The sequence below is a fragment of the Roseococcus sp. genome (assembly GCF_965227005.1).
Taxonomy (GTDB): domain Bacteria; phylum Pseudomonadota; class Alphaproteobacteria; order Acetobacterales; family Acetobacteraceae; genus Roseococcus.
Genome location: NZ_CBDDFJ010000010.1, coordinates 60,269 through 75,598 on the forward strand (window position 1 = coordinate 60,269; position 15,330 = coordinate 75,598).

The following is a 15,330-nucleotide window of genomic DNA, read 5'->3' on the forward strand; positions in this document are numbered from 1 at the left end:
GTCACAACGGGAGCGTGATGCTCCCGCCGAAATCGGGCAGGCGGAAATCCTGACTGCCACGCGCGGCGAGCAGTCGCCGCCCGGGCTCGTCGATGGCCTCCTGGGTCAGCTTGAAGGTCCCGAAATGCATGGCGATGACGGTGCGCGCGCGCAGCTGAAGCTGCGTCTCCAGCGCCTGCTCGGGCGTCATGTGCACCGCCTGCATGAACCAAAAGGGCTCATAGGCCCCGATGGGGATCAGCGCCGCGCCGAAGCCGCCGAAGGCCCGGCCGATCACGTCCAGATGCCCGCCGGCCGCCGTATCGCCCAGGAAGGCCAGCCGCCCGCCGGAGGCCGGCTCCACCGCGAAGCCGCCCCATAGCGCCTTCGAGCGGTCATGCAGCCCGCGCGCGGAAAAATGGCGCATCGGCAGATAGGTGGCGCGATGCCCGCCCGGCAGCACGGCCTCGCCGCCCCAGTCCAGCTCCACCGCATCGGGAATGCCGTGCCGCGCCATCAGCGCTGCATGGCCGAGACCGGTGAAGATCGCGGGCTGCCAGCGCGCGTGCAGCGCCTTGAGGCTGGGGATGTCGAGATGGTCGTAATGGCCGTGGCTGACCAGCACCACGTCGATGCGCGGCAGCGCCTCCAGCGCGATCGCCGGCGGGCGCACCCGCTTGGGCCCGGCCCAGGAGAGCGGGCTGCAACGGTCGCTGAAGATGGGGTCGGTCAGGATCGTCGTGCCGTCGTCCAGCCGGATCAGGAAGGTCGAGTGCCCGATGAAGGTGAAGCTCGCATGGCCATGGGGCACGAATTCCGGCGCCGGCGCCTGCGGGGGATCGACGAGCGCGTTCGGCCAGGGCGGGCCGCCGCGCTCGCGCATCATGCGCAGGACGTTGCGCAGCGATTGCCCCGCCGTCCCGCCATCGGGATTGAGGAAACGGCCCTTCGCATCTTTCCGGGAGGGCGCCAGCCTCACCACATCGTCTTCGCGGCGCGCTCGGGCCATTCCTGGTCGTAGGTCGCCCCACCAACGGCGCCCTTCGTCATCGCCGCCAGGATCTGGCCCGGCGTCGGCAGGTCGGGGGCGGCCTGGGGGTCCCAGAGCTTGGCGCGGATCACGGCACGGGCGCATTGGAAGTAGATGGTCTCGGCCCGGATGATCGCCACTGTCCGTGGCAGCTTTCCTTCCATGCGGAAGCTCTCGCAGAGTTCCTCATCGGCCGTGAGCCGCGCCGTTCCGTTGATCCGCAGCGCATTGCCGTTGCCGGGAATGAGGAACATCAGCGCCACGCGCGGGTCGCGGACGATGTTGCGCAGGCTGTCGATCCGGTCGTTGCCGCGTCGGTCGGGCAGGGCCAGCGTCCGGTCGTCCAGGATGCGGACGAGCTGGCCGGGCAGGTCGCCGCGCGGCGAGCAGTCCAGCCCCTCGGGCCCGGCGGTGGCGAGCGCCAGGAAGGGCGAGGCCTCGATGATCCGCCGGTATTCCGGGATGAACCAGTCGGCCTCCTTCTTGGTGGAGGCCGCGCCGGGCTGGCCGTAATGGCCGTGCAGATCTTCGAGCGTCTCGATGAACTTCATGTGGTCTTCACCTCCAGCTTGCCCGCCATCTCCTGGATGAACTGCCAGGCCACGCGGCCCGAGCGGCCGCCGCGCGTGATGCTCCATTCGACCGCGGCCCTGTGGAGTTCCTCGTTCGAGATGGGGAGCGACATGGCGCCGGCATAGCCCTCGATCATCGCGAAGAAGGTGTCCTGGTCGCAGTTGTGGAAGCCGACCCAGAGGCCGAAGCGGTCGCTGAGCGAGACCTTCTCCTCGACCGCCTCGTTGGGGTTGATGGCGGTGCTGCGCTCGTTCTCGATCATGTCGCGCGGCATGAGGTGGCGGCGGTTCGAGGTCGCGTAGAAGAGCACATTGGCCGGCCGGCCCTCGATGCCGCCATCCAGCACGGATTTCAGCGCCTTGTAGTCGGCATCCTCCTTCTCGAAGGAGAGGTCGTCGCAGAAGACCAGCGCGCGGCGCGGCTGGGCGCGCAGATGGGACAGCAGCTCGGGGAGGGTGCGGATGTCCTCGCGGTGGATCTCGATCAGCGCCAGGCTGTTGGGGACCAGCACATTGGCCTCGGCATGGGCCGCCTTAACGAGCGAGGACTTGCCCATGCCGCGCGCGCCCCAGAGCATGGCGTTGTTGGCCGGGAAGCCGCGGGCGAAGCGCAGCGTGTTCTCGAGGATGATCTGCTTCTGCCGCGCCACGCCCTGCAGCAGACCGATCTCGACCCGGCTGACATGGGGAACGGGGATCAGCCGGTTCTGTTCCGGCTTCCAGATGAAGGCGTCGGCGCCCTCGAGGGTGGGCGGCGGGGCCGGCGGCGGGGCGAGGCGCTCCAGGGCGGCGGCGATGCGGGCGAGAAGTTCCGTTTCCATGAAAGGGTTTGAAGCGCCGCGCGCGGCGTTGCGCAAGAGAGACAAATCATCGGACTGTTGACGGGCGGGCGCATGCGGGCCATTCGCACGGGATAGTCATCACACTGCGAGGAACGATGTTGATCTCCCCGGCCTATGCCCAGGACGCTTCCGGCGCGAGCGCCATGGTCATGCAGCTGCTGCCGCTGCTGCTGATCTTCGTGGTGTTCTACTTCCTGCTGATCCGCCCGCAGCAGAAGAAGATGAAGGAGCATCGCAGCATGCTCACCAGCCTGAAGCGCGGCGATCGCGTGATCACGGCCGGCGGCATCGTCGGCGAGGTCAAGCAGGTGAAGGAGACCTCCGACGAGGTGGATGTCGAGATCGCGCCGAATGTGCGCGTGGTCGTGGTGCGCGGGACGATCAGCAGCGTGATCCGCCCCGAGGCCGCGAACGACACCAAGAAGGGCTGAGGCGATGGCCCTGCGGTTCGTCGAAACGCCGCAGGCCATCATCGCCGTCGAGGAGCACGGGCCGGCCAGCGGCCCGCCCGTCATCCTGCTCCACGGCTTTCCCTATTCCGCGCGCGGCTATGACGCCGCCGCCGCCATCCTGGCCGAAGCAGGGCGCCGCGTGCTGGTGCCGCATCTGCGCGGCTACGGGCAGACCCGGCTCCGGCCGGGCGTGATCCGCTCCGGCGCGCAGGGCGCGCTGGGCGCCGATCTTCTGGCGCTGATGGACGCGCTGGCCATCCCCTCCGCGATCCTTGCCGGCTACGACTGGGGCGGGCGTGCCGCCTGCATCGTCGCGGCCCTGCATCCGGAGCGTTGCACCGGCCTCGTGAGCTGCACCGGCTATAATATCCAGGATATCGCCCGCAGCGGCGACCCGGCCCCGCCCGAGCGCGAGATGCGCCATTGGTACCAGTATTACCTGCATGGCGAGCGCGGGGCGCGCGGCCTCGCCGAGAACCGGCGCGAGTTCGGCCGGCTGCTCTGGCAGCAATGGTCGCCCGGCTGGCGCTTCTCGGCGGTGGATTTCGCCGCCAGCGCCGCACATTGGGCCAATGAGGACTATGTGCCGGTCGTGGTGCAGTCCTACCGGCACCGCTTCGGGCTCGCCGCGGGCGATCCCGCGCATGACGAGATCGAGGCGGCGCTGGCGAAGCTGCCGCCCATCACCGTGCCGAGCATCGACCTGCACGGTGGTTCGGATGGCGTGAACCCGCCGCCGGCAAAGCCTTCCAACCGCTTCACCGGCCGCTTCGAGCGCCGGATCCTGCCGGGGGTCGGCCACAACCCGCCGCAGGAGGCGCCAGAAGAGTTCTGCCGGGCCCTGCGGGACGTCGCGGCGCCATAGAAAAAGGGGCGCGGCCCTCGCGGACCGCGCCCCCTTCATGTCGCCCTGTGAAGGCTCAGGCCGTCTGGCCGCTCTGCAGGCCGCCCTTGTCCATCAGGCTCTCGACCACGCTCCAGTCGACAAGCTTGTTCAGGAAGTTCTCCAGGTAGTTCGGGCGGACGTTGCGGAAGTCGAGGTAATAGGCGTGCTCCCAGACGTCGGCGCCGAGGATGGGCTTGCCCTCGCCGGTCGAGATCGGGTTCGCGCCGTTCGCCGTCTTCGTGACCTTCAGCTTGCCGTCATTGCCGATGATCAGCCAGGCCCAGCCCGAGCCGAACTGCGTCACGCCAGCCTGCTTGAAGGCTTCCTTGAAGGCCGCGAGGCCGCCGAGGTCGCTGTCGATCTTGGCCGCGAGCTTCGCGGGCAGCTTGTCGCCGCCGCCGGCCGGGCTCATCACCTGCCAGAACAGCGTGTGATTCCAATGCTGGCCGGCCTGGTTCAGGACGGGCAGGCCATCGGCGCCCGCCTTGCCGGCCTCGGCCACGATGGTCTCCAGCGACTTGCCGGCCAGGCCCTTGGCCTCGATCAGGCCGTTCAGCGCCGTCACATAGGCGTTGTGGTGCTTGCCGTGATGGAGCTCCAGCGTCTCCTGGCACATGCCCTGGGCGGCAAGGGCGGCGGTGGCGTAGGGGAGGGGGGGAAGGCTGAAGGCCATGGCGTTTCTCCTGAGGAAGCGGTCCCCGCAGCTAAGCAGGGTCACGTGAGGCGTCAACCGCTTGCGCCATGACACGGTTGCGGCCATGGGCTTTTGCGTGCCCGAACTTTCCCCCTGCGGCGCCCTCGCGCGCCGCCACGACCCGGACCGCTTCTTCTGCGCGCTCTTCGCCCCGGCGGAGAAGCGCGAGGCGATGTTCACCCTGATCGCCTTCAATCACGAGCTGGCCCGCGCGCGCGAAGCCGCCAGCAACCCGATGATCGCCCTCATCCGCCTCACCTGGTGGCGCGAGGCCGTCGAGGAGGCGCGCGACGGCCGCCCTGCCCGCAAGCACGAGGTCGCCTCCCCCCTGCACGCCGCCATCCGGGAGGGCGCGCTGGATGCCGAGGGGCTGATCGCCATGGCCGAGGCGCGCGAGGCCGAGACGGAGGAGGAGGGGATCGCCTCCACCGCCGCGCTCCACGCCTATCTGCGCGGCACGGCCGGCGGCTTCGCCGTGGTCGCCGGACGGCTGCTGGACGCGCCGGTGGCGCTGCTGCCGGCACTCCAACAGGCGGGGATGCTCTATGGGCTGGGCGGGCTGTTGCGGGCGGTGCCGGCCCTGGCCCGGCAGGGGCGCTGCCTGCTGCCGGGCGATCTGGTGGTGCCCGAGGCCGTCATCGCCGACCCCGGCATGGCCTGGCCCGTGATCCGCGAGCTCGCCTCGGGCGCGCCCGAGGCGCCCAGCCTGCGCGGGCTGCCCCGCACGGCCATCGCGGCTGCCCTGCCCTTGACCCTGGCGCGGCGCGATCTGCGGCGGCTGGCCGGTGGCCGAGAGGTCCGCCGGGGCCTGCGCGACCGCCTCGCCGTGCTGATGGCCGCGCAGTTTTCGTTCAGATGATCCGCGCCTCGAAGGGCGGCGCGTAGTCCGGCGCCTCGAATTCCAGGACCCAGAGGTCCGGATCGCGCTTCACCTGGCGCTCGATATAGGCCTCGGCCGTCTCGCGATCGACGGGCTGGGGCCCGGTCCCGCGCACCCAGGCCGGCCGCCCGGAGGCGTCGCGCGCCTGGGACAGCACGACCTGGCCGCCCCGGCCTTCGAGCACGCAGAGCATCCCGCCGGAATCGGCATCGCCCTTCCGCAGCACGGCGGCGGGCCGCCCCGCCATGTCCGACATGCGGATGGCCATGGAGACCCAGATGTGAGCTTTGACGCGTGCGTCCATGAGGCATGCGTTAGGCGCTGCACCCCGCTTGCCGCAAGCCCTGCCGATGGGCACAAGGGGGTGAAATTCGCATTTCCCCGGAGCGACTGATGGACCCGAAGAAGCTCACCGAAGGCCAGCGCGGCTATGAGGCCAAGCGCGCGGCGAAGGCTGGCATGAGCCTGGACGCCTGGATGCGCGACAAGGAGAAGCGCGCCCGCGACGAGGCCGCGGCGGCGGCCAAGGTCGTGGCGCCGGAGGCTCCGGCGAAGAAGCCCGGCTTCTTCACGCGGCTGATGGACCGCGCGCACAAGCCGATCTGAGATGACCTCGGCCTATGATTTCACGGCCCGTGACATCACGGGGGCCGAGACGCCGCTGGAGCGCTATCGCGGGCAGGTCCTGCTGATCGTCAATACGGCGAGCAAATGCGGCTTCACACCGCAATACGAAGGGCTCGAGACGCTCCACAGGGAGCTCTCGGGGCGCGGGCTGGCGGTGCTGGGCTTCCCCTGCAACCAGTTCGGCGCGCAGGAGCCGGGCGACGCGGCCGAGATCGCGAGCTTCTGCAAGCTCACCTACGACGTGGACTTCCCGGTCTTCGCCAAGGTCGAGGTCAACGGGCCGGGCGCGCATCCGCTCTTCGCCTGGCTGAAGAGCGAGGCCAGGGGGTTCCTGGGAAGCTCCTCGATCAAGTGGAACTTCACCAAGTTCCTCGTGGACCGGCAGGGCCGGGCGGTGAAGCGCTTCGGCTCCTCGACGAAGCCGCAGGCGATCCGCGGCGCGATCGAGCGCCTGCTTTAGCGCGGGGGCCGGCCTGGCGGAATCGCCTTCTCAGCGGATCACGCGTCGACCGACTCGACGTCCAGGGTCGCGGCATTGTCCTGGATGAACTTGAAGCGCAGCTCCGGCTTGCGGCCCATCAGCGCCTCCATCAGCTCCGCCGTCCGCGCGCGCTCCTCCGGCGGGAGGATCACCTTCAGCAGCACGCGCTTGGACGGCGACATGGTCGTCTCCTTCAGCACGGCGGCCGGCATCTCGCCCAAGCCCTTGAAGCGGCTGACCTCGACCTTCTGATTCGCCTTGAAGTGCCGCTTGAGCTGTCTCTCGCGGTCGGCGTCGTCCATGGCATAGACGTTCTTGTCGCCCGCCTGCAGCCGGTAGAGCGGGGGCTGGGCGAGGTAGATCCGCCCCTGGCGAACCAGCTCCGGCAGCTCCTTGTAGAAGAAGGTCATGAGGAGGGCGGCGATATGCGCGCCGTCCACGTCGGCGTCCGTCATGATGACGACGCGGCCGTAGCGCAGCTTGGCGATGTCGAAGCGGTCGCCCACGCCGCAGCCCAGCGCCTCGATGAGGTCCTTCAGCTCCTGGTTGCCGCGCAGCTTTTCGGCCGAGGCGCTGGCCACGTTCAGGATCTTGCCCCGCAGCGGCAGCACGGCCTGGGTCTCGCGGTCGCGCGCCTGCTTGGCCGAGCCGCCGGCGCTGTCGCCCTCGACCAGGAAGAGCTCGGTGTTCACGCTGCTCTCGCTGGAGCAATCGGTGAGCTTGCCGGGCAGGCGCAGCTTGCGGGTCGCGGTCTTGCGCGGGGTGTCCTTCTCGGCACGGCGGCGCAGGCGCTCCTCGGCGCGCTCGACGGCATAGGCGAGGAGGTTGTCGGCATTGGCCGGATCGCCGGCGAGCCAGTGGTCGAAGGGATCGCGCAGCGCGTTCTCGGTCAGGCGCTGGGCGTCGGCGTTGGTCAGCTTGTCCTTGGTCTGGCCCTGGAAATGCGGGTCGCGGATGAAGACGCTGAGCATGCCCGCCATGCCGCCGAGAATGTCCTCGGCGGTGATGCCGGCGGCGCGCTTCTCCTTCTTCATCTCGCCATAGGCGCGCAGGCCCTTGAGCAGCGCGCCGCGCAGCCCGGCCTCATGCGTGCCGCCCTGCGGGGTCGGGATGGTGTTGGCATAGGTCGAGAGGAAGCCCTCGCCCTGGTCGAGCCAGGTGATGGCCCATTCGCCGCGGCCGGCGGAATTGGGGAATTCGGCGGTTCCGGCGAAGGGCGCGGGCACCACGGCGGGCCGGCCCTCCACGGCCGTGGCCAGGAAGTCCGACAGCCCGCCGGGGAAGTGCAGCACCGCCTCGGCCGGGGTGTCGCCAGTGGCGAGCGAGGCGTCGCAGCGCCAGCGGATCTCGACGCCGCGATACAGATAGGCCTTGGAGCGGCAGAGCTTGAACAGCCGCTCGGCGCGGAAGGGCAGGGCGCCGAAGATCTCGGGGTCGGGCTTGAAGCGGAGCAGCGTGCCGCGCCGGTTGCGGACCTCGCCCTCGCGCTTGAGCTTGCTGGTGGGCTTGCCGCGCGAATAGCTCTGCTTGAACAGCTCGCCGCCGCGCGCGACCTCGACCTCCAGGGTTTCGGCCAGCGCGTTCACCACGCTGCTGCCCACGCCGTGCAACCCGCCGGAGGTCTCGTAGGACTTGCCCGAGAACTTGCCGCCCGAATGCAGCGTGGTGAGGATCACCTCCAGCGCCGAGAGCTTGGGGAATTTGGGGTGCGGGTCGACGGGGATACCGCGGCCGTTGTCGCGCACGGAGAACCAGTTCCCGGCCTCCAGCACCACGTCGATACGGTCGGCATGGCCGGCTACCGCCTCGTCCATGGCGTTGTCCAGGATCTCGGCGGCCAGGTGGTGGAGCGCGTTGTCGTCGGTGCCGCCGATATACATCCCGGGGCGCCGGCGCACGGGCTCGAGCCCCTCCAGGACCTCGATATCGGCGGCGTTGTAGCTTGTGGAGACGGCGGCCTTGCCGCGTCCCCCGAAAAGATCGTTCATGATGTGTTCGCTGTCCCCGGGCCGGACCTTACCCGAGGCGCGGAGTCCTTCGCAACCTCAGCGGCGCGCGCGCTCGACCGCCGGCGCTGAGAGGCAGATGAACAGGAACTCCCGCGGCGAGGTCCGCAGCTATCGCTTCAGCCCAGATGGGCTTCCAGCATCCACAGCGCCTTGTCGAGCGTCCGCGAGGTCGCGGTGAAGAGGTCCGCCGTGTCGGCATCGCCGGCCTCGGAGGCCGCGTCGATCGCCTCGCGCGTGGTCGTCGCCAGGGCGCCGTAGCGGTCGGCCAGCGCCTTCACATGGGCCATCCCGTCCTTCAGATCGGCGGGGTAGGGAGCGAGACGCGTCGCCGCGCCGACCTGCTGGGTGGTGCCGGTCGGCGTGCCGCCGAGCTGGACGATGCGCTCGGCCGTGTCGTCGGACGCGACGCCCAGCTGGTCGTAGAATTCCTCGAACTTGGCATGCAGCGCGGCGAAATGCGGTCCCTTCACGTTCCAATGCGCCATGCGGACGGCGTTGGTGAGGTCCATGAGGTCGACGAGGGCCGCGTTGAGCAGGCCGACGCTGGAAAGGCGGGTGTTCTCGCCCAGGGTGTTGCGGGTCTTGGCAAGCTTGGTCATGGAATTCTTCTCCTTGGTCCACCCACTATGGGAAGCCTGGGGGCCAGCCGCCATTGATGCATATCAAACCCTGACATTCACATAGCGCGCGGCTTCCGGCCCGCCGGTCGCCTTGTGGAAGGCGGCGGCGCGGGCGAGGATCACGCGGTCCTGCTCGGTCAGCCGCGCGGCCTCGCGCAGATGCTCCTCCCAGCTCTCGATGGCCCAGAGCTCCACCCAGCGCTCGGGATGGGCGACATCCTCGTAGAGCCGCCAGGTGGCGGCGCCGCCGCGCAGCCGCACGCGCCGGCACTGCGCCATGACGGCAAGGAAGCTCGCGCGGTCGGCGGGGGCGACGTGGTAGCGCACGACCTCGAGCACGCGGTGCTCGCCCTCGTGCAGCATGTGGCTCAGCTCGGGCGCGGCGGGTTCGGGGTGGACGATCTCCACCTTGGGCGGCGGGGTCAGGGCATCGCCCTCCAGCCGCCAGTTGCGCACGGCGATGGCGCCGACGGCCGCACTCGCCGCGAAGAGCGCCATGGTCATCTCCACGCCGATCCGGCCCGCGATCCAGCCGGCGAAGGCCGAGCCGAGCGCCATCGCGCCGAAGAAGCACATCTGGTAGATGCCGATCGCCCGCGCGCGCACCCAGTTGGGCGCGGCCATCTGCGCCGAGGCCTGCAGCGTCGAGGCGGCCGAGATCCAGGCGACGCCGTAGAGCAGCATCCCCAGCCCGGTGAAGAACCAGTGGTGCAGCGTGGCTAGGATCAGCAGCGAAAGCGCGCTCAGCAGCGAGGACCACAGCACCAGTCCCGAGCGGTCCAGCCGCCCGCGCACGGCGGGCAGCAGGAAGCCCGCCGCGACGGCGCCCGCGCCCATGCAGCCCAGCAATAGCCCGAAGGCCTGGGGGCCGAGGTGCAGCGTCTCGCGCACCAGCAGCGGCAGGAGGCCCCAGACCGCCGAGCCGAAGAGGAAGAAGACGACGGCGCGGATGATCGCCGCATGCATGGCCGGCGTGGCCGCGACGAAGCGCGCCCCGGCCCGCACCGCGGAGAGGAAATGCTCGCGCGGCATGCGCGGGGTGACGCGCTCGCGCTTCCACAGGAAGAGCGCCACGACCATCGCCAGGATACAGATCGCGTTCAGCCCGAAGGCCGCCTCGATGCCGAACCAGGCGACGACCAGCCCGCCGATCGCCGGGCCCACCGCGCGCGTCAGATTGAAGCCGATGCCGTTGAGCGCGATGGCGCCCACCAGGTCCTCGCGCGGCACGAGCTCGGGCGTGGTCGCGGCCCAGGCGGGGAAGGTCATGGCCAGGCCCGCGCCCAGCGCGAAGGTGAAGGCCACGAGGCCCCAGGGCCCCAGCGCGCCGCCGGCCGTGAGCAGGCAGAGCAGCGCCGCGATCAGCGCCATCCACAGCTGCGCGCCGATGAGGAAGATGCGCCGGTCCATGATGTCGGCCAGTGCGCCGGCCGGCAGCGCCAGCAGGAAGACCGGCAGCATGGAGGAGGCCTGCACGAAGCTGACCATGATCGGGGCGGGGGCGAGGCTGGTCATCAGCCAGCCCGCCGCCGTGCTCTGGATGAAGAGCCCGGTGTTGGAGGCGAGGTTGGCGAGCCACAGCAGCCGGAAGGCAGGATGGCGCAGCGGCGCGAAGGCGGCGGGGCGGGCCATCACGCGACCGCGAATTTCAGCGCGCAGAGCCCCGCCAGGACCCAGACGGCCCCATGCACCTCGCGCGCGCGGCCGGTGAAGGTCTTGATCCCCGCATAGGAGAGGAAGCCGAGACCGATGCCGGTCGCGATGGAAAAGGTGAAGGGCATGGCGAGGACGGTCAGCATCGCCGGGAGGTATTCGGTTTCATCCCCCCAGTCCAAGTCCTTGAGCGCCTTGGCCATGAGGCAGGCGACGAAGATCAGCGCCGGGGCCGTCGCGAAGGCCGGAACGGAGGCGGCCAGGGGCGCGGCGAAGAGCGCGGCCAGGAAGAGGACGGCGACCGTCACCGCCGTCAGCCCCGTCCGGCCGCCCTGCTCGACGCCCGCCGCGCTCTCGACATAGCTGACGGTGGTGGAGGTGCCGAGCACGGCGCCCATCATCGCGCCGCCGGAATCGGCCATCAGCGCGCGGCCGATGCGCGGCACCGAGCCGTCGGGGCGCATCAGCCCGGCGCGGTGGGCGGTGCCGATCAGCGTGCCCGCATTGTCCAGCAGGTCCACCAGGAAGAAGGTGAAGACGACGCCCACGATGCCGAGCGAGAGCGCGCCGGCGATGTCCATCTGCAGGAAGCTCGGCGCCAGCGAGGGCGGCATGGCCAGCACGCCCTGGAACTGCGTGAGACCGAGGGGGATGCCCGCCGCCATGGTGATGAGGATGCCGAGGATCACCGAGCCCGGCACCCGCCGCGCGGCGAGGGTCGCCATCAGCAGGAAGCCGGCGCAGCCCAGCAGGACGGGCGCGGCGGTGAGGTCGCCCAGGCCCACCAGCGTCGCCGGATGGGCGACGACGATGCCGAGGTTCTTCAGTCCGATCAGCCCGAGGAACATGCCGATCCCCGCGGGGATGCTGAGCTTCAGCGAGAGCGGGATGCCGCCGATCAGCCATTCGCGCAAGCGCAGCATGCTGATGGCGAAGAAGAGGACGCCCGACAGGAAAACCGCCCCCAGCGCGACCTGCCACGGAATGCCGAGCGCGCCGACGACCACGAAGGCGAAATAGGCGTTGAGCCCCATGCCCGGCGCCAGCGCGATCGGGTAGTTGGCCACCAGCCCCATCAGCGCTGAGCCGATCGCGGCCGCCAGGCAGGTCGCGACGAAGGCCGCGCCGGGATCCATGCCCGCGGAGGCCAGGATCTGGGGGTTCACGGCGAGGATATAGGCCATGGTGAGGAAGGTCGTGGCCCCGGCCGCGATCTCGCGGCGCGCGTTGGTGCCGTGCTCGGCGAAGCCGAAGAATCGCTCCATGGGCGGCGCACCTCCTGGTTGGCGTGCCGAGGTTACGCGCCGCGTGGATTCGCCGCCATCACCGATGGCTCACCCATCCCTGCCGCACGAGGCTGGCTCGGTCGGTCAGCACCTCGATGCCGGGATCGCGCAGCAGCCGAAGCTGTGCCAGCGCCGCCAGCACGACCTCCGCCGCGGCCGGTGTGAGCGACCGCCCCGCCCGCCGCGCCAGCGACGCCGTGCGATGGACCGCCGGAACCAGCTCCTGCCGGCATGCCCGGGCGGCAAAAAGCGAGCGTCTTGGCATGGATGCGCTCGAGATCGGCCAGCGCGAGGCTCGCCTCCGGCCAGTCGCCGAGCACCCGGCAGCGGGTGCAGTCGCCCCAATGGCCGTCCGGCGTGATCGGATGCACGTCGAGCATCAGCACGTCGCGCTCCGCCGCCTTCAGCGGACCGGGGCCCTTGGTCGGGAAGCAAATCTTCGTATTCTCGCCGAGGCCGACATTGGTGATCGTCCAGACATGCTCGACGCCGTTCTGCGCCAGGAAGTCGCTGACGACGAGATCGATCTCCTCCTCGCTGCGCCCGGGTTCCAGCGCCGACAGGCCGACCGCGCAAGCCTGGCGGGCGAGCGCCTGCGCCCTGGCAAGGCCGGGCGGCGGCACGTCGGAGACATCCGGGCCCGGCTTGTAGCTCCAGGCAGGCACGATGCGTTTGGCGGTGGTGGATCCGGTCATGGCGACGCGCTCCGGCTGGGGTTGCTGCCACCGGCCGGCGAGGACGCGGCCAGTGGCGGGGTTTGGCATGATCGGCCTTCTTGACGAGGCCGTGTGACGTCGGGGAACGGCTGTTCCTGCGAACGCTGCCCCGGCTTGAAGGCGTTACTTGGCGAGATAGGCGTTGGTGAAATAGGTCGACGGTGCTGCGACCTCCTTGACCACGCCGAACTTGGTCAGCGCCGCAAGAAGCGCCGTCCAGTCGGCCTCGTCATTCCCCATCAGATCATCGCCGAGCGCGCCGAACAACGGGATCGTGTCGGCCCATTGCTGCGTGATGTATTTTTCGTCAAAGGCCTTGGCATAGAGTTCCTTGAACGCCGCGACACCCTCGTCCGGATGTTCGCTGGCATAGCGGATGCTCTTGGCGGTGGCGCGCAAGAAGGCCTTGGCCTGGTCGGGATGCGCCTTCAGCCAGTCGTCATTGGCGGCGAGCATGAAGATCGGCGTGTTGGGAACGCCATGCTCGGTCGCCGGCAGGAAGGCGGCCTTCTGGTTGCCGGCCGTCATCATCTCGGTCGCCTCGGCATTGGTGATGCCGGTGATCGCGTCGACGCGGTTCTGCAGCAGCAGCGGCACGGTGTCGTCGGCGGCTGCGACCATCTCGACATCGTCGAGCGTCAGCTTGGCATCGGCCAGCATCATGCCGAGCTGCGCCTTGGTCCAGGCATCGTTATAGATGCCGATGCGCTTGCCCTTGAGGTCGGCGACCGTCAGCGGCTTGCCCTCGGGGCTGATGATGCCCCAGTTGTTGCCACGGCCGTACCGGGCGATGGCGGTGACCGGCGCCTGCTCACCGCGAGCGAAGATCACATCCATCACCGTGGTGAAGGCGACGTCGGCGCGGCCGGTGCCGAGATATTTCATCGTGTCGGCGACGGTCGGCGGCACGACGATCTCGAGTTCCAGCCCCTCCTCGGCATAGAAGCCCTTCTTGGCGCCGAGCAGCCAAGGGATCCAGAACCCGTCCGGCGTCGGCCATTCCTGCACGAAGGTCAGCTTGGTCAGTTCCGCCGACTGCGCGGAGAACGGCGCGCAGGCCAGGCCGGCGGCGAGCGCGAGGCCCGCCACTAGAGTGCGTCTCGTCAGGGTCATGCTCATGTTCCGATCCTCTTCCTCTGGTTCAGGCCAGCGGCCGCCGCGCCTCTGCGGGCCAGTCGTTCCGCTGCGTCGATGGTTGCGTCGAGCAGGACCGCGGCGCCGGCGACGGATGCCGCCGGCTCGACGAATTCATGCTCATTGTGGCTGATGCCGCCGCGACACGGCACGAAGATCATGGCGGTCGGCGCGATCGCAGCGATGGCCAGCGCGTCGTGGAAGGCGCCCGAGACCATACGGCGGGCGGCCAGGCCCTGCCGCGCCGCGGCGCTTTCGACAGCAGCGACCATGTCCGGGTCGAACGCGGTCGGCGGCGTCGCGAACAGCGTCTCGATCTCGGCGACGCAGCCATGAGCCGCGGCCGCCTCGCCGAGCACGGCACGCGCATGCGCCTCCATCGCCGCGAGCCGATCGGCGCTGGGATGGCGGAGATCGAGCGTGCAGCGGGCCTCGCGCGCGACGGCATTGACCGAATCGGGCAGCGAGCCGAGGCGGCCCGCCGTCAGCCGCGCCGCATCGTCGCCCGGCATGACGTCATTCTGCAGCCGTCCGAGCGCCGCGACCAGCGCCGCCACCGCGTCTCGGCGGGCGCCAAGCGGCGTCGTGCCGGCATGGCTGGTCTCGCCGCGCATGGTGACGCCGAGCCAGCGCGTGCCCTGGATCGCCTCCACGGCGCCGATTGGCAGGCCGGCCCGCTCGAGGATCGGCCCTTGCTCGATGTGCAGTTCCAGATAGCCGGCGATCGGAAAGCCGAGCGGACGCTGCGTGGCTTCGGGCAGCGACGCGCGGGTCGCCGCAATGGCCGCGTCGAGCGCGATCCCGGCGGCATCCAGCGTGGCGCCATCCGGCAGATGGCGGGCGGCGAAGGCGCGCGAGCCCATGGCGCCGGGCAGGAAGCGGCTGCCCTCCTCATTGGCGAAGGCGACCAGTTCGACCGACAGCGCGGTCGAAGCGCCATGATCCTCGAGCGCTTCCAGCACCTCGAAGGCGGCGAGCGTGCCGAGCGCGCCATCGAAGCGGCCGCCGCTCGGCTGGCTGTCGAGATGGCTGCCGATCAAGAGCGGCGCCCCGTCGTCGGCGCCGCGGCGAATGAACAGATTGGCGACGTCATCCTGCGCGACATGGAAGCCGCGCGCCGTGGCGAGCGCTGCGAGGAGCCCGCGCGCCGACTGGTCCGACGGCGAGAAGGCCGGTCGGTCGACGCCGCCATTCGGCAGGCCGCCGATCGCCGCGAACGCGTCGAGCCGCGCCAACAGCCGCGCGCCGTCGACACGAGGCGTCACCACCCCGCACCATCCCTGCCGGCGGCGTCTGGAAAGCCTGCTGACATCGGCGCCATCACCCCGTCCCCCGACGGATGCCGCCCCCCGGCTCCGCTCGATGCCGGCGATCATTCAAGAGACTTGAACGCTTGTCAACGCCGTTGCGAAATCCGCGCGAAGGGGCGACACTCGGCCGGAGCCGGGCTCTGCGCCCGGGTGAATGGA

At 70.1% G+C, this 15,330-nt stretch carries 17 protein-coding genes; 5 read left to right on the plus strand and 12 right to left on the minus strand.

Annotated elements, in window-relative coordinates:
* Position 1 precedes the first annotated feature (1 nt).
* Genes ACO057_RS05090 through ACO057_RS05100 form a run of 3 tightly spaced genes read right to left on the minus strand, consistent with a single transcriptional unit; the run spans position 2 to position 2,402 of the window.
* Complete coding sequence (locus ACO057_RS05090; RefSeq protein ID WP_421989277.1) at positions 2-958, minus strand: MBL fold metallo-hydrolase; 957 nt, start codon at positions 956-958, stop codon at positions 2-4.
* A complete protein-coding gene (locus tag ACO057_RS05095) occupies positions 955-1,560 on the minus strand; it encodes a pyridoxamine 5'-phosphate oxidase family protein (protein ID WP_421989279.1) in 606 nt (201 codons plus the stop codon). Before ACO057_RS05095 ends, ACO057_RS05090 begins: the two co-directional genes overlap by 4 nt.
* Positions 1,557-2,402: an ATP-binding protein gene (locus ACO057_RS05100; protein ID WP_421989281.1), complete on the minus strand. Its 846-nt coding sequence runs from the start codon at positions 2,400-2,402 to the stop codon at positions 1,557-1,559. The genes ACO057_RS05095 and ACO057_RS05100 overlap by 4 nt, the downstream gene beginning before the upstream one ends.
* A 116-nt stretch (positions 2,403-2,518) precedes the next feature.
* Here ACO057_RS05100 and yajC point away from each other — a divergent pair, with 116 nt between their 5' ends.
* Both yajC and ACO057_RS05110 read left to right on the plus strand, forming a co-directional pair.
* Positions 2,519-2,854 carry a preprotein translocase subunit YajC gene (gene yajC, locus ACO057_RS05105; RefSeq protein ID WP_421989283.1) on the plus strand — a complete coding sequence of 112 codons (336 nt, stop codon included), beginning with the start codon at positions 2,519-2,521 and terminating at the stop codon, positions 2,852-2,854.
* Positions 2,855-2,858: 4 nt separating this feature from the next.
* Positions 2,859-3,740: an alpha/beta fold hydrolase gene (locus tag ACO057_RS05110; protein ID WP_421989285.1), complete on the plus strand. Its 882-nt coding sequence runs from the start codon at positions 2,859-2,861 to the stop codon at positions 3,738-3,740.
* Between the two features lie 55 nt (positions 3,741-3,795).
* Here ACO057_RS05110 and ACO057_RS05115 read toward each other — a convergent pair whose 3' ends face one another.
* A complete protein-coding gene (locus ACO057_RS05115) occupies positions 3,796-4,434 on the minus strand; it encodes a superoxide dismutase (RefSeq protein ID WP_421989287.1) in 639 nt (212 codons plus the stop codon).
* A gap of 97 nt (positions 4,435-4,531) precedes the next feature.
* On the opposite strand from ACO057_RS05115, the gene ACO057_RS05120 reads away from it, so the two are divergent.
* Positions 4,532-5,314 carry a squalene/phytoene synthase family protein gene (locus tag ACO057_RS05120; RefSeq protein ID WP_421989289.1) on the plus strand — a complete coding sequence of 261 codons (783 nt, stop codon included), beginning with the start codon at positions 4,532-4,534 and terminating at the stop codon, positions 5,312-5,314.
* Here the strand turns inward: ACO057_RS05120 and ACO057_RS05125 are convergent.
* Positions 5,307-5,639, minus strand: coding sequence for a DUF1491 family protein (locus ACO057_RS05125; protein WP_421989291.1), 333 nt, complete (start codon positions 5,637-5,639; stop codon positions 5,307-5,309). The two genes, ACO057_RS05120 and ACO057_RS05125, sit on opposite strands and share 8 nt — an antisense overlap.
* 89 nt (positions 5,640-5,728) lie before the next feature.
* Here ACO057_RS05125 and ACO057_RS05130 point away from each other — a divergent pair, with 89 nt between their 5' ends.
* Positions 5,729-5,941, plus strand: coding sequence for a hypothetical protein (locus tag ACO057_RS05130; RefSeq protein WP_421989293.1), 213 nt, complete (start codon positions 5,729-5,731; stop codon positions 5,939-5,941).
* A gap of 1 nt (position 5,942) precedes the next feature.
* Positions 5,943-6,422, plus strand: a complete 480-nt coding sequence (locus ACO057_RS05135; RefSeq protein ID WP_421989295.1) for a glutathione peroxidase — start codon at positions 5,943-5,945, stop codon at positions 6,420-6,422.
* Positions 6,423-6,460: 38 nt separating this feature from the next.
* On the opposite strand, the gene parE is transcribed toward ACO057_RS05135, so the two are convergent.
* The 7 genes from parE to ACO057_RS05170 all read right to left on the minus strand — a co-directional run bounded on the left by parE (position 6,461) and on the right by ACO057_RS05170 (position 15,237).
* On the minus strand, positions 6,461-8,431 hold the full coding sequence (parE, locus tag ACO057_RS05140; RefSeq protein WP_421989297.1) for a DNA topoisomerase IV subunit B: 1,971 nt from the start codon (positions 8,429-8,431) through the stop codon (positions 6,461-6,463).
* Between the two features lie 137 nt (positions 8,432-8,568).
* Positions 8,569-9,051 carry a DNA starvation/stationary phase protection protein Dps gene (gene dps, locus ACO057_RS05145; RefSeq protein ID WP_421989299.1) on the minus strand — a complete coding sequence of 161 codons (483 nt, stop codon included), beginning with the start codon at positions 9,049-9,051 and terminating at the stop codon, positions 8,569-8,571.
* Positions 9,052-9,114: 63 nt separating this feature from the next.
* On the minus strand, positions 9,115-10,704 hold the full coding sequence (locus ACO057_RS05150; RefSeq protein ID WP_421989301.1) for an MFS transporter: 1,590 nt from the start codon (positions 10,702-10,704) through the stop codon (positions 9,115-9,117).
* Positions 10,704-11,990 (minus strand): NCS2 family permease, encoded by a 1,287-nt coding sequence (locus ACO057_RS05155; protein ID WP_421989303.1) that lies wholly within the window; start codon positions 11,988-11,990, stop codon positions 10,704-10,706. Before ACO057_RS05155 ends, ACO057_RS05150 begins: the two co-directional genes overlap by 1 nt.
* 32 nt (positions 11,991-12,022) lie before the next feature.
* Positions 12,023-12,706 (minus strand): M24 family metallopeptidase, encoded by a 684-nt coding sequence (locus tag ACO057_RS05160; RefSeq protein ID WP_421989305.1) that lies wholly within the window; start codon positions 12,704-12,706, stop codon positions 12,023-12,025.
* Between the two features lie 144 nt (positions 12,707-12,850).
* Positions 12,851-13,846, minus strand: coding sequence for an ABC transporter substrate-binding protein (locus ACO057_RS05165; protein ID WP_421989307.1), 996 nt, complete (start codon positions 13,844-13,846; stop codon positions 12,851-12,853).
* Positions 13,843-15,237: a hydantoinase/carbamoylase family amidase gene (locus tag ACO057_RS05170; RefSeq protein WP_421989310.1), complete on the minus strand. Its 1,395-nt coding sequence runs from the start codon at positions 15,235-15,237 to the stop codon at positions 13,843-13,845. Before ACO057_RS05170 ends, ACO057_RS05165 begins: the two co-directional genes overlap by 4 nt.
* Between the last annotated feature and the right edge of the window lie 93 nt (positions 15,238-15,330).